Genomic DNA, 11,685 nt, shown 5'->3' with positions numbered 1-11,685 from the left:
GCAGCCCGGCCAGGTCACGCCCGAACGCCTCCGCGGCCTCCGGCGTCGGCTCGCCCGGCTCCACCCAGTCGAGCGCGAGCAGATCGGGCAACGCCACGACCACCTCCGGCACCGGCACCGAACCCGCCTCGCGCAGCCAGCGCAGCCCGGCCGCCTCGGCAGCGAAGAAGCCCTCCGGCAGTGGACGCGCCGCCCGCTCCGGCCACGTCTTGGCGAACACCGAGTGCCCGTCGTCCAGCGTGAGCCGGGAAGCGGCGCAGATGTCGCCGCCGGAGACCGGGGTCTCCCGGATCCGCTGGTGGGTCAGGAAGGTCGGCAGGTGCTCCGGGTGTGCCCGCAGGTACGCCAGGTCCATGAGCGCAAGGTAGCGGGTACCCCGGACAACCGTGGGGCAAGCGACGCCACGGATCGCCGCTGACCTGGACCGATACGCTCCGTATCTGTGGACGGACCGCGTGTCGTCCACAGGGGCGGACGCGGTGGCACTACACCGCCCACGCTCCCGGCATGAACTCCACCGAGCAACCCCGCCTCTCCGTCCGCTCGCCCGCCGACATGGTCACGGCCGTGCCCTACCTGCTCGGCTTCCACCCGGCCGACAGCGTCGTGGTGGTCGCGGTACGCGGCCGGCGCGTCGTCTTCGCCGCCCGGGGAGACCTGCCCGCGCCCGGCGCCGACCCCGGCCCGGCGGCCCGGCACCTGGCACACGTGGTGGCCCGGCAGGACGCCGACGCCGCCACAGTCGTCGGCTACGGTCCGGCCGCCCGGGTGACCGGTGCCGTGGACGCGATCGGCGACGCGCTGACCGCTGCCGGCCTGGTCGTGCTCGACGCCCTGCGGGTCACCGACGGCCGCTGGTGGTCGTACCTGTGCGCCGAGCCGTCCTGCTGCCCGCCCGAGGGCACCCCGTACGACCCGGCCGCCAGCCAGGTCAGCGCCGCGGCCGTGTTCGCCGGCCAGGTCGCCCTGCCCGACCGGGCCGCGCTGGCCGCGCAGGTGTCCCCGCTCGACGGGCCGGTACGCCTCGCCATGCGCCGGGCCACCGGCCGGGCCCGTCTGCGCCTGGCCGCGCTCACCGGCGGGACGCCCGCGCAGTCCGGCCGGGGCCCGGAGGCCGGCAGTTCCGTGCCGGGGGGCGGTGATGTGCGGGCCGACGGTGGAGGTCCGGAGGATTCACCACGCGCGGTGCGGAGCGCGGGCACGGCGGCGGTGCGGGCCGCGTTCCGCAGGCAGCGGCGTGGCGAGCGGCTCGACGACGACGAGGTGGCCTGGCTGACCGTGCTGCTCACCCACATCCCGGTACGCGATCACGCCTGGTCCCGGACCGACGGCCGGGATGCCGACATCAGCCTCTGGACCGACGTGACGCGGCGCGCCGAGCCGGACCTGATCGCCGCGCCGGGCTGCCTGCTCGCGTTCTCCGCCTGGCGCTCCGGGCACGGGGCGCTGGCGGCCGTCGCCCTGGAACGGGTGCTGTCCGCCCACCCCGGCTATTCGCTCGCGCTGCTGCTCGACGAGGCGCTTCGGCGCGGGGTGGCCCCGTCCGAGCTGGACGGCTGGCCCGGTTCCGACGCAGGCCCGGTGCTGCGCCGTCGCCGTCGCCGTCCACGACGCTGAGCCGTCAGCCGCCGATCCGGGCCGCCCCGGTGTAGACGTTCATGGTCGGCCCGCGCAGGAAGCCGACAAGCGTCATCCCGGCCTCCTCGGCCAGCTCGACGGCGAGCGTGCTGGGCGCGGACACCGCGGCGAGCAGCGGCACGCCCGCCATCCACGCCTTCTGGGTGAGTTCGAAACTGGCCCGCCCGGAGACCAGCAGCACGTGCCCGGCCAGCGGCAACCGCCCTTCCCGGGCGGCCCAGCCGATCACCTTGTCCACCGCGTTGTGCCGCCCGACGTCCTCCCGCAGCACCACCATCTCCCCGTCGGCGGTGAAGAGGCCGGCCGCGTGCAGGCCGCCGGTGCGGTCGAAGGCGCGCTGCGCGGCCCGCAGCCGGTCCGGCAGCGCGGCCAGCAGTTCGGCGGTGACCACCAGCGGGTCGTCCCGCACGGCGAACCGCGAACGGGTACGCACCGACTCGATGCTCGCCTTGCCGCACACGCCGCACGAACTGGTGGTGTAGAAGTTGCGCGACGGATCGGTGACCGGCTCCGGAACGCCGGGGGTGAGCGCCACGTCGACCACGTTGTAGGTGTTCGGGGTCTCCGCACCGGCGCAGAGCTGTGCGGTGTGCACGTCCTCGGCCGACCGGATCAGTCCTTCGGTGAGCAGGAAGCCGATCGCCAGGTCCAGATCGTCGCCGGGCGTACGCATAGTCACCGCGAGCGGCCGACGCCGACCCGGCCCGGCCGCGCCCACGCGGATCTCCAGTGGCTCCTCCGCGGCCAGGGTGTCCTGGCGGCGGATCCGGCCCCGGCCCTCGCCCGTCGCGTCGAGGTCGATCCGCAGCACGCTCCGCCGGTCTGTCGCCCGTCCCATCCCGCCATCCTCCCCGGCCCCTCCACTGCCCGCACCCCACCCCACTCGTTCACGTGCCCCGCCGGCCCAGCCGATCATGATCGACACCAGATCGCCGAAGTGGCGGTATCGGACGGCCCCGGATGCCGCCACTTCGGCGAGATGGAGTTGATCAACGTCGGAAAACCGCCAGCGAAGCCGGGCACGGGTCCGGGCCTCGTGTCCGAGCCGGGATTCGACGGTCGTGGCTGTGGATAGGGTGAGGCGGTGACGGGGTACGCGGCGGTGGTCCTTGCCGGTGGCGCGGCCCGGCGGATGGGCGGCGTCGACAAACCGGCCCGTCCGGTCGGCGGCCGGCCGATGCTGCACCGGGTGCTGGCCGCGGTGGCCGACGCGGACCAGCGGATCGTGGTCGGCCCGTCCGGTCCGGTGCCCGACGGCGTCCGGACGACACGTGAGGAGCCACCCGGTGGCGGGCCGGTGGCCGCCATTGCGGCCGGGCTGGCGCTGCTCGACCCGGGTACGACAACAGTCGCCCTGCTCGCCGCCGATCTCCCGCTGCTCACCGCCGCCGCCGTGACCGAGCTGCGGCGCGCCCTCGACACCCCGGCCGCCGAGCGGGAACGCGACCTGGCCGCCGAGCGGGAACACGATCGGGCCGCCGAGCGGGAACGCGAACCGGCCGCTGATCGGGAACTCGACCGCGCTACCGAGCGGGCATCAGCGCTCCCCCCGCGCGGACCGACCGTCGCCCTCGCCTGTTACGTGGACGGCGACGGCCGCCGCCAGCAGCTCTGCGCGGTGTGGCGGTTACCGGCCCTGCGGGCCGCCCTCGACCGGCTCGCCGCGACGCGGGGCGGCACCCTCGACGGGGCGCCGGTACGCGGACTGCTGACCGGTGTCGCCGTACGCGAGGTGTCGTGGTCCGGCTCGGGTCCTCCGCCCTGGTTCGACTGCGACACTGACGAGGACGTACGCCGGGCGGAGGAGTGGTCGAGATGACGGTGCTGGACGACTGGGTCACGGCGGTCTGCGCCGAGCTGGACCTGGACCCGGCCGGGGTGCCGGTGCCGACAGTGCTGGACGTGGCCCGGGACGTGGCGCATCAGGTGGTCCGGCCGGGGGCGCCGGTCACCGCGTACCTGTTGGGGGTGGCGGTGGGGCGCGGGGCGGACCCGGCGGCGGCGGCCGAGCGGCTCAGCGCGCTGGCCGGCTCGTGGCCGGTGGATCTGGGTGGGTCCACGCCCGCGGAATAGCGCCTTGCGCGTGATTCGGTGGCCGCCGCGCGTGGGTAGGGTGGCGGGGACGGACGGAGGCGATCATGACGGCAGACCACCCCTCGGCGCCGGTCGACAAGCCTGCCGGCAGCACGCCGGAACACCACGCCACCGGCAGCGCGCCGGAGCATCACGAGTCGATCCTGCTCGACGAGCCGACCACCGCTGATCTGCGGGCCAAGGTCACCGAGGCCTGGCGTGAGTTCGCGCGGGCGCTCGCCGAGCGGCTACGCGCACTGCCCGCCGGTGGTCACCTGGAGGTGACACTCGATCCGACCGCCTCCGGCACCGGGGACGCCGTCTACTCGGTGAGCGTGGACGCGGGCGAGGAGGGTCGCCTCTCGGCCCGGGCGGTCGGCAACGCCACGCTGCCTCAGGGCTACAGGTTGGACCGGGCGGCGGTGGCCGACATGGTGGCGCTCGGCTGGTCGCCGCCGGGCGTGGTGCCGGGTTCCGGTGAGCAGTTCGGGCTGGACTGCGGCACCGACGAGGCGACCCGGCTGGCCGCCGTGCTGTCCCGGACGCTGCGTGACGTCTACGGCGCCCCGCATCCCGCCTTCCTCGTCTACCTGGTGCACGACACCGAGGGTGAGCCGTTGCCGGTGGAGCCGCTCGGCACCGCCCGTAGCGAGTTCGGCCCGGACCGCGACGTCGAGGCCGACCTGGACGAGGCGTTGGCCGCGGCGGCGGCCGCGCAGTCCGGCGAGAACGACGTGCTGGCCCTGGAGGAGCGGGTCCGCACCGTCGTGTCGACCATGCTGAAGTCCGCGTCCGACCAGCTTCAGGTCGACTCCGACGGTGACATCAACATCCGGGCCGGCTCGGCGATGGTGTTCGTCCGGGTGCGCGACAACCCGCCGCTCGTGGACGTCTTCTCGCCGGTGCTGACCGAGGTCGAGCCGACCGAGCGCCTGTACGTGAAGCTGTCCGAGTTGACCAACCGGATGCCGATCGGGCGGCTCTACTGCGCCGACGACACGGTGTGGGCCTCGATTCCGGTGTTCGGCCGCAACTTCCAGCCCACCCACCTGATGCTCGCGGTGCAGGTGATGACCGGTCTCGCCGACGAGCTGGACGACCGTCTGCACGGCGAGTTCGGCGGCAAGCGCTTCTTCGGCGAGGGGGACAAGCCGGCGCGGGCCGAGGAGCACCGCACCGGCATGTACCTCTGAGCCGGGTCAGCGCACGTCGAGCAGGGTCTTGCCGACGGTCTGCCGGGCCTCGATCGCGGCGTGCGCGTCGGCGGCCCGTTCCAGCGGGAAGCGCTGCCCGATCTGCGGTCGCAGCCGGCCGGCGGCGCCCTCGGCGAGCGCCGCCTCGGTGAGGGCGCGCAGTTCGTCCGGGCCGGGCCGTGGGCTCAGCAGCGTGACGCCGCGTGCGGTGGCCGCCTCGGCCGGGATGTCCGCCCAGGCGCCGCCGGCGAGCCCGAAGCTGAGCATCCGCCCGCCCGGGTCGAGCAGGTCGAACGCCTCCCGGGCGAGCGGTCCGCCCACGCCGTCGAACACCACGTCGACCGCGCCGACGGCGTCCCGGACCCGGCCGGTCCAGCCGGGCTGCCGGTAGTCGACTGCCAGGTCGAGGCCGGCCGCGCGGAGCCCGGCCACCTTCGCCGGGCCGCCGGCGGCGGCCACCACCGTCGCCCCGGACGCCGCCGCCAACTGCGTGAGCAGCGACCCGACGCCGCCGGCCGCCGCCTCCACCAGGACCCGGTCGCCGCGCCGCAGCCCGGCCGCCCGGGCCAGCATCAGGGCGGTCCGGCCGTCGGCCATCAGCGCCACCGCCGCGTCCAGGGCCAACCCCGGGGGTACGGGGACAGGGGCGCTCCGGTCGACCACGACGCGCTCGGCGTACCCGCCGGTGCCGCCGGTGGCGGTGACCACGACGCGCCCGGCGAGCGCCGGATCGACGCCGGGTCCGAGTTCGGTGATCGTCCCGCCGACGCCGTTGCCGGGGATCAGTGGCAGTTCGGCGTCGAACGGCCCGAAGCCGGTGGCCCGGAACATCGTCTCGACGAACGTGATGTTCGCGTGTGCCACGTCGACGAGCACCTGGCCCGGTCCGGGTGCCGGATCGGGTGCCGTCCCGGGCACGAGCACCTCCGGTCCGCCGAACTCCCGCAGCCACACCGCACGCATACCGCCCCCTCGCTTCGAGCCGGTCACCAGTGCACGACATGAAGCGAGGTTGAGGTCAAGGCGTGGACGGTCCGACGCCGGGGGACTCGACCAGCCGGGAGAGCACGATGGTGCTGCGGGACGAGGTGACGAACGATTCGGCGCGCAGCCGCTCCAGCGCCTCCTCCAGGTGCGAGATGTCCGCGGCGCGCAGGTGCACGAGCGCGTCGGCCTCGCCGGAGACGGTGTACGCGCCGACCACTTCGGGGTGCCGTCGGGCGGCGGCGCCGATCTGTGCCGGGGTGGTCCGGCCGGCGCAGAACAGCTCGACGAACGCCTCGGTGGTCCAGCCGACAGCGGCCGGGTCGACGACGGCGGTGAATCCCCGGATCACCCCGGCGGACCGGAGTCGGTCGACCCGTCGCTTGACGGCGGGGGCGGAGAGTGACACCCGGGTGCCGATGTCCGCGTACGAGGCGCGGGCGTCAGCCACGAGCAACGCAATGATTCGCTGGTCTACCGCGTCTATCTGCAACGTTCTGCTCCCGGGAAGCAATGCTTGTGGCTGTTACCAAAGTTGTACCGTACCTACTCTTGGTGACCGTGAACCAGCAGCGAGTCTCGCGAAAGCGGACATATCTCATGTGCTCGCCCGAGCACTTCACGGTCGAGTACGCGATCAACCCGTGGATGGACGTGACCACGGCGGTCGACGCCGACCTGGCGGTCAAGCAGTGGGACCGGCTGCGGGAGACGCTCGTCGGGCTCGGCCACGACGTGCACCTGCTCACGCCCGAGGCGGGGCTGCCGGACATGGTCTACGCGGCGAACGGCGCGTTCGTGGTCGACGGGACCGTCTACGGCGCCCGGTTCAAGCACGAGCAGCGGACCGCCGAGGCCGCCGCGCACCGGGCGTTCTACGAGGAGCAGGGCTGGCGGTTCATCGCCCCGAACGAGACCAACGAGGGCGAGGGCGACTTCGCGTACCTGCCGGAGGCCCACGGCGGCCTGATCCTCGCCGGGCACGGCTTCCGGACCGAACCGGCCGCGCACGCCGAGGCGCAGGAGGCGCTCGGCCGCCCGGTGGTCTCGCTGCGCCTGATCGACCCGCGCTTCTACCACCTGGACGTGGCGCTCGCCTCGATCGACGACGAGAACATCGTCTACTACCCGGGCGCCTTCTCCGCCGCCAGCCAGAAGGTGCTGGCCCAGCTGTTCCCGGACGCGATCGTCGCCGACGACGAGGACGCGCTGGCGTTCGGCCTGAACCTGGTCAGCGACGGGCTCAACGTGGTGCTGAACAACGAGGCGACGCGGCTGGCCGGCAAGTTGAAGGCGGCCGGCTACCACCCGGTCCCGGTGGAGCTGTCCGAGCTGAAGAAGGGCGGTGGCAGCGTGAAGTGCTGCATCGCCGAACTGCGGCACTGAACCACGCCTCGGCGCGAAGGGCGGCCTCCCGGTGGGGAGACCGCCCTTCGTCGCGTACGGGGGCCGGTCAGCCGAGCGTGGCCAGCTCGTTGATCACGATGTTGGACAGCAGCCGGCCGTCGGTCTGCACCCGGCGCAGGTACCACTTCTGCTGCGGGGTACGGGTCTGGTTGAACTGCCAGGGGCCGCGCGGGCTGTCCACCTGGCCGACCTTGCCGAGTGCCAGGTTGACCTGCTGCGGGGACGGGTTCGCCCCGGCCAGCCGGATCGCCTTGTCCAGCACCAGCGCGGCGTCGTAGGAGGCCATCGCGTACGTGGTCGGCGCGGAGTTGAACGTCTTCCGGTACGCCGAGGCGAAGATCCGGTTCGCGGTGTTGTTGAGATCGGCCGAGTAGTTGAGCGCGGTCTCGATGCCGTTCGCCTCGATCAGCTTGCGGTCGCGGCCCTTCTCACCGTCGTCGAGCTGGTCCAGCGCGGTGCCCTCGGTGAGGAACCCGGGGGCGTAGATCGGCCCCCGGTAGCCCAGGGCGTAGAGCTGCTTGACGAACTGGACGGCCTGGGCGCCCGAGTAGTGGCAGAAGACCGCGTCCGGCTTCCGCTCCAGCGCCTTGCGGATCGGCCCGGCGTAGAGATTCCGCGAGGGGTTGTCGGAGTCGTCGGTGTAGATCGGGTCCTCGGTGAGCCGGCGACCCCGCTCGTACGCGCGCCGCAGCCCTTCGACGACGTCCTGGCTGCCCTGGCCGCGGGTGCCGAAGATGGCGATGCGGCTCGACGCGTCGAGCTTCTGGCGCAGGTACTCCCCGAGCGCCTCGCCCGGCTCGGTCAGCACGTACGACGTGCGCCAGATGTAGACGACGCCCTGCAGCGTCGAGGGGGAGGCGTTGGAGCCGATCAGCGGCACCCGGGCCTGCTCGACCGAGTCCTTGATGCCGGTCATCACGGTGGGGCTGACCACGCCGGTGAGCGCGAGCACGCCCTCCTTGATCAGCCGCTCCACGGCGGCCTTGCCGCTGGCGGCGGTGGAGCCCTCCTCGGCCGGCACCAGCGTGACCGGATGGCCGGCGATCTGCTGGCCGCGCAGGCGGAGGTAGAGCTGGAAGCCGTTGGTGATCTCGTCGCCGATGGCCTTGTTCGCCCCGCTGCCGGGCACGATCAGCCCGATCTTGATCGGGCTGCCGGATCCGGCCTGCTCCCCGGTGTCGTCCTCCCCGGAGCCGCAACCCGCCGCCAGTCCGGTGGTGCCCAGCGCGGCCAGCAGTTGCAGAGCCCGCCTGCGGTTCATCTGTGCCACCGATTTCCTTCCCGACGGGGTGGCCATGGTGCACACCCCTTCGGCGTTCTACCTGGTCGGCGACGCTGCGTCAATGCCCGGAAGATCATCGTGAAGCGACCGCAACGCCTGTGTCACCCGGGGCCAGGCAGCCGCCTCCGGGTCGATCAGCCCGAAATGCTCGCATTCAGGCAGCTCAATCAAGGTGGAAGTGCCGCCGGCAGCCCGGTCGGCGGCCACCCAGGATCGGCTGATCGAGGTGGGAACCTGAAGATCCTGCTCGCCATGCACGACTACGGTCCGTGTTCGCATGGGTACGAAATTCGACGGATCCGCGTCCGCGTACCGGTCCGGCACGTCCTCCGGGGAGCCGCCGAGCAGCGCGGCCACCGCCCCGCCGTCCAGGTCCAGCCGGTACGCCTGCGCGAGGTCGGCCACCGGGGCCAGCGCGACCACCCCGGCGACCGTCTCCGGGGCGCGCGCGGCCACGTACAGGGCCAGGTGCCCGCCCGCGGAATGGCCGATCAGGATCGGCGGTACGGGCGCCACCCGGCCGGGCAGCGCGGCGGCGGCCAGACCGGGCAGGGCGGCGACCCCGGTGCGGACGTCGGTGAGGGTGTGCGGCCAGCCGCCGCCGGGCTGGCCGGTCCGGCGGTACTCGATCTGCGCGACCGGGTGGCCGAGCGCGGCCAGCGCCGCCGCCATCGGGCCGGTGTGGGCCCTGTCGTACTCGGCCCGCCAGAAACCGCCGTGCACCACGACCACGAGCGGCCGGGCCGGCCCGTCGCCGGCGGGCCGGCGCAGGTCGGCGAGCTGGTCCGGGTGGTCGCCGTAGGCGACTGTGGCGTCCGGCGGCGGAGACGGGCGGGTCAGCACCTCGCGTGGGTCGGAGAGCATGCGGCGACGGTAGCTCCCTCCGGTCCGGCCGCGTGCACATGGTCGGCGTGGGTAAAGATGGGTGCCATGACCGAAGCGCATTCCGGACGGGACGACGAGCAGGGCAACGATGGCATCCCCGGCACCGTGGTGGTGGTCGGGCCGGACGGCCGCCCGGTCGGCACGGTGCAGACCGACGAGGAGGGCAAGGGCGAGGACCCGACCCGCCTGGTCGAGCAGCCGGCCAAGGTGATGCGGATCGGCAGCATGATCAAGCAGCTGCTGGAGGAGGTGAAGGCGGCGCCGCTGGACGACGCCAGCCGGAACCGGATGCGGGAGATCCACGAGCGCTCGATCGTCGAGCTGAAGGAGGGTCTCGCGCCCGAGCTGCGCGAGGAGCTGGAGCGGCTCTCGCTGCCGTTCACCGAGCGGCAGACGCCGAGCGAGGGCGAGCTGCGGATCGCGCACGCCCAGCTCGTGGGCTGGCTGGAGGGCCTGTTCCACGGCATCCAGGCCGCGCTGGTGGCCCAGCAGATGGCCGCCCGTGTCCAGCTGGAGCAGATGCGCTCGGGCCGTCAGGCGCTGCCCAGCGGCCCCGGCGGCGTGATCCCGGGCATGCCCGGGATGCCCGGCGCCGGCGAGGGCCACGCGCCCGGCCAGTACCTGTGACCCGTCGGCCGGGGCGCGTCACGCGCCCCGGCCGCTCAGTCCAGCTCGAAGACCTTCTCCAGGTACGCCGCCACGCCGTCCTCGGTGTTCGGCCCGGTGACCTCGTGCGCGATCTCCCGTACCGCCGGGTGGGCGTTGGCGACCGCCACCGCGCGTCCGGCCCAGGCCAGCATCGGCACGTCGTTGGGCATGTCGCCGAAGGCCAGCACGTCCCGCTCGCCGACGCCCAGCCGTTCCGCGTACCAGGCCAGGCCGGCCGCCTTCGTCACGCCGGCGGCCGAGATCTCGATCAGCCCGCTGTACGACGAGTGGGTCGCCTCGGCCAGCCCCTCCAGCGCGCCCGCCACCACCTGCACGAAGACGTCCGGGTCCTGCTCACCGGCGCGCGCCAGCAGCTTCACCGCGGGTGCGGCCAGCAGTTCCTCGGGCGACTCGACGGCCCGGATGGCGTCGAGGTCGGCGTCCCAGCGCAGCGGGTAGTGCGCCTCGTGCCGCATCTGCCGGCTGTCCACGATCTCCACCGCGAGACTGACCCCGGGCACCTCGGCCCGTAGTCGCCGGGCCACCTCGGCCAGCAGCTCCGGGGCGAGCGGGTCGGCCCGCAGCACCTGGTCGGTGACCGGGTCGTACACCACCGCGCCGTTCGCGCAGATCGCCGGCAGCGGCGCGGCGAGCTGCTCGTACACCATTTGCAGCCAGCGGATCGGACGGCCGGTGACCAGGACCACCGGCGTGCCGGCGGCGGCGATGCGGGCCAGCACGCCGGCGGTACGCGGGCTGAGCGTCCGGTCGTCGCGCAGCAGCGTGCCGTCGATGTCGGAGGCGACGAGCCGAGGTGGATCTTCCATCACCGGGACAGTAGTCGGTCCAGGTAGACGGCCACCCCGTCGTCGTCGTTGCGCAAGGTGATCTCGTCCGCCGCGGCGCGTACCTCCGGGTGGGCGTTCGCCACCGCCACCCGCGCCCACCCGGCCCAGTCGAACATCGGCAGGTCGTTCGGCTGGTCGCCGAAGACCAGCACGTCGGCCGGGTCGACGCCGAGCCGCTCGGCGATCACGCTCAGGCCGCTGGCCTTGTCGGTGCGGGGCGGGCAGATCTCGATGAAGCCGAGCCCGGCCTGGGTGAGCGTGGCCACCTCCGGCGGCACGATCGCCCGGGCGGCGGCCAGCAGCTCGTCCACGTGGTGGTCGGCGGTACGCGCGAACGCCTTGATCACGTCGCAGGACAGGCACTCCATCCGGCTGCGCGCCTCGAACCGGTCCGGGTAGGGCCAGCTCGGGTGGTAGTCGCCCCACAGCGGCGCGTCGTGCTCGTCCGACGCCTCGACCATCACGGTGAGCGGGCCGACCGCCGCCTCCAGGTCGGTGAGGATCCGGGCCAGCACCTCGCCGGGCAGCCGCTCGTCGCGCAGCACCAGCGGCCCGTCGGGGTCGCTCTGGTCCACCACCCGGCCGCCACCGGCCATCACCAGGAAGTCGGCGGCCCGGATGTCGTTACGGGTCAGCTCGGTCAGGCGCGGTCCGCGGCCGGTCGCGCCGACCACCGGAATCCCGGCGGACCGCACCCGGTCCAGCACCCGGTGGGTGTACGCGGAGA

At 73.7% G+C, this 11,685-nt stretch carries 14 protein-coding genes; 6 read left to right on the top strand and 8 right to left on the bottom strand.

The window, feature by feature from the left end:
• The coding region (locus A8711_RS25630) for a fructosamine kinase family protein (protein ID WP_176722884.1) at positions 1 to 355 on the bottom strand (355 nt) is incomplete at its 3' end.
• A 152-nt stretch (positions 356 to 507) separates the two neighbouring features.
• Here A8711_RS25630 and A8711_RS25625 point away from each other — a divergent pair.
• A complete protein-coding gene (locus A8711_RS25625) occupies positions 508 to 1,617 on the top strand; it encodes a DUF4192 domain-containing protein (RefSeq protein ID WP_069089582.1) in 1,110 nt (369 codons plus the stop codon).
• A gap of 4 nt (positions 1,618 to 1,621) precedes the next feature.
• On the opposite strand, the gene fdhD is transcribed toward A8711_RS25625, so the two are convergent.
• Complete coding sequence (fdhD, locus tag A8711_RS25620) at positions 1,622 to 2,476, bottom strand: formate dehydrogenase accessory sulfurtransferase FdhD (protein ID WP_043327716.1); 855 nt, start codon at positions 2,474 to 2,476, stop codon at positions 1,622 to 1,624.
• 246 nt (positions 2,477 to 2,722) lie between these two features.
• On the opposite strand from fdhD, the gene A8711_RS25615 reads away from it, so the two are divergent.
• The 3 genes from A8711_RS25615 to A8711_RS25605 all read left to right on the top strand — a co-directional run bounded on the left by A8711_RS25615 (position 2,723) and on the right by A8711_RS25605 (position 4,904).
• Positions 2,723 to 3,457 carry a molybdenum cofactor guanylyltransferase gene (locus A8711_RS25615; RefSeq protein ID WP_069089581.1) on the top strand — a complete coding sequence of 245 codons (735 nt, stop codon included), beginning with the start codon at positions 2,723 to 2,725 and terminating at the stop codon, positions 3,455 to 3,457.
• A complete protein-coding gene (locus A8711_RS25610) occupies positions 3,454 to 3,711 on the top strand; it encodes a DUF6457 domain-containing protein (RefSeq protein WP_043330820.1) in 258 nt (85 codons plus the stop codon). The genes A8711_RS25615 and A8711_RS25610 overlap by 4 nt, the downstream gene beginning before the upstream one ends.
• Before the next feature lie 65 nt (positions 3,712 to 3,776).
• Positions 3,777 to 4,904 (top strand): hypothetical protein, encoded by a 1,128-nt coding sequence (locus A8711_RS25605; protein WP_069089580.1) that lies wholly within the window; start codon positions 3,777 to 3,779, stop codon positions 4,902 to 4,904.
• Between the two features lie 6 nt (positions 4,905 to 4,910).
• On the opposite strand, the gene A8711_RS25600 is transcribed toward A8711_RS25605, so the two are convergent.
• Entirely contained in the window at positions 4,911 to 5,867 is a 957-nt protein-coding gene (locus tag A8711_RS25600) for a zinc-binding dehydrogenase (RefSeq protein ID WP_069089579.1), read from the bottom strand.
• Positions 5,868 to 5,922: 55 nt separating this feature from the next.
• Positions 5,923 to 6,381 (bottom strand): Lrp/AsnC family transcriptional regulator, encoded by a 459-nt coding sequence (locus A8711_RS25595; RefSeq protein WP_030499444.1) that lies wholly within the window; start codon positions 6,379 to 6,381, stop codon positions 5,923 to 5,925.
• A 59-nt stretch (positions 6,382 to 6,440) separates the two neighbouring features.
• Here A8711_RS25595 and ddaH point away from each other — a divergent pair, with 59 nt between their 5' ends.
• Entirely contained in the window at positions 6,441 to 7,274 is an 834-nt protein-coding gene (gene ddaH / locus A8711_RS25590; RefSeq protein WP_176722883.1) for a dimethylargininase, read from the top strand.
• Positions 7,275 to 7,341: 67 nt separating this feature from the next.
• Here ddaH and A8711_RS25585 read toward each other — a convergent pair whose 3' ends face one another.
• Both A8711_RS25585 and A8711_RS25580 read right to left on the bottom strand, forming a co-directional pair.
• Entirely contained in the window at positions 7,342 to 8,565 is a 1,224-nt protein-coding gene (locus A8711_RS25585) for an ABC transporter substrate-binding protein (protein WP_043327721.1), read from the bottom strand.
• 48 nt (positions 8,566 to 8,613) lie between these two features.
• The gene (locus A8711_RS25580; protein ID WP_043327722.1) at positions 8,614 to 9,441 is read right to left on the bottom strand and encodes a S9 family peptidase; all 828 of its coding nucleotides are present in this window, start codon (positions 9,439 to 9,441) and stop codon (positions 8,614 to 8,616) included.
• A 57-nt stretch (positions 9,442 to 9,498) separates the two neighbouring features.
• On the opposite strand from A8711_RS25580, the gene A8711_RS25575 reads away from it, so the two are divergent.
• The gene (locus tag A8711_RS25575) at positions 9,499 to 10,089 is read left to right on the top strand and encodes a bacterial proteasome activator family protein (RefSeq protein ID WP_043327723.1); all 591 of its coding nucleotides are present in this window, start codon (positions 9,499 to 9,501) and stop codon (positions 10,087 to 10,089) included.
• Between the two features lie 35 nt (positions 10,090 to 10,124).
• Here the strand turns inward: A8711_RS25575 and A8711_RS25570 are convergent, their stop codons facing one another.
• Together A8711_RS25570 and A8711_RS25565 are read right to left on the bottom strand one after the other, a co-directional pair.
• Positions 10,125 to 10,937 carry an HAD family hydrolase gene (locus tag A8711_RS25570; protein ID WP_043327724.1) on the bottom strand — a complete coding sequence of 271 codons (813 nt, stop codon included), beginning with the start codon at positions 10,935 to 10,937 and terminating at the stop codon, positions 10,125 to 10,127.
• The coding region (locus A8711_RS25565) for an HAD family hydrolase (RefSeq protein WP_069089578.1) at positions 10,937 to 11,685 on the bottom strand (749 nt) is incomplete at its 5' end. The genes A8711_RS25570 and A8711_RS25565, both read right to left, overlap by 1 nt.

The organism is Micromonospora sp. II (assembly GCF_001709195.1).
GTDB classification, from domain to species: domain Bacteria; phylum Actinomycetota; class Actinomycetes; order Mycobacteriales; family Micromonosporaceae; genus Micromonospora; species Micromonospora chalcea.
This window is presented reverse-complemented; position numbering and strand designations above follow the sequence as displayed.

Bases quoted from the DNA above. Each gene is read 5' to 3' on its own strand.
- A8711_RS25575 (WP_043327723.1), top strand. From the start codon at position 9,499: ATGGGTGCCATGACCGAAGCGCATTCCGGACGGGACGACGAGCAGGGC.
- A8711_RS25600 (WP_069089579.1), bottom strand. From the start codon at position 5,867: ATGCGTGCGGTGTGGCTGCGGGAGTTCGGCGGACCGGAGGTGCTCGTG.
- A8711_RS25605 (WP_069089580.1), top strand. From the start codon at position 3,777: ATGACGGCAGACCACCCCTCGGCGCCGGTCGACAAGCCTGCCGGCAGC.
- A8711_RS25625 (WP_069089582.1), top strand. From the start codon at position 508: ATGAACTCCACCGAGCAACCCCGCCTCTCCGTCCGCTCGCCCGCCGAC.
- fdhD (WP_043327716.1), bottom strand. From the start codon at position 2,476: ATGGGACGGGCGACAGACCGGCGGAGCGTGCTGCGGATCGACCTCGAC.
- A8711_RS25610 (WP_043330820.1), top strand. From the start codon at position 3,454: ATGACGGTGCTGGACGACTGGGTCACGGCGGTCTGCGCCGAGCTGGAC.
- A8711_RS25580 (WP_043327722.1), bottom strand. From the start codon at position 9,441: ATGCTCTCCGACCCACGCGAGGTGCTGACCCGCCCGTCTCCGCCGCCG.
- A8711_RS25570 (WP_043327724.1), bottom strand. From the start codon at position 10,937: ATGGAAGATCCACCTCGGCTCGTCGCCTCCGACATCGACGGCACGCTG.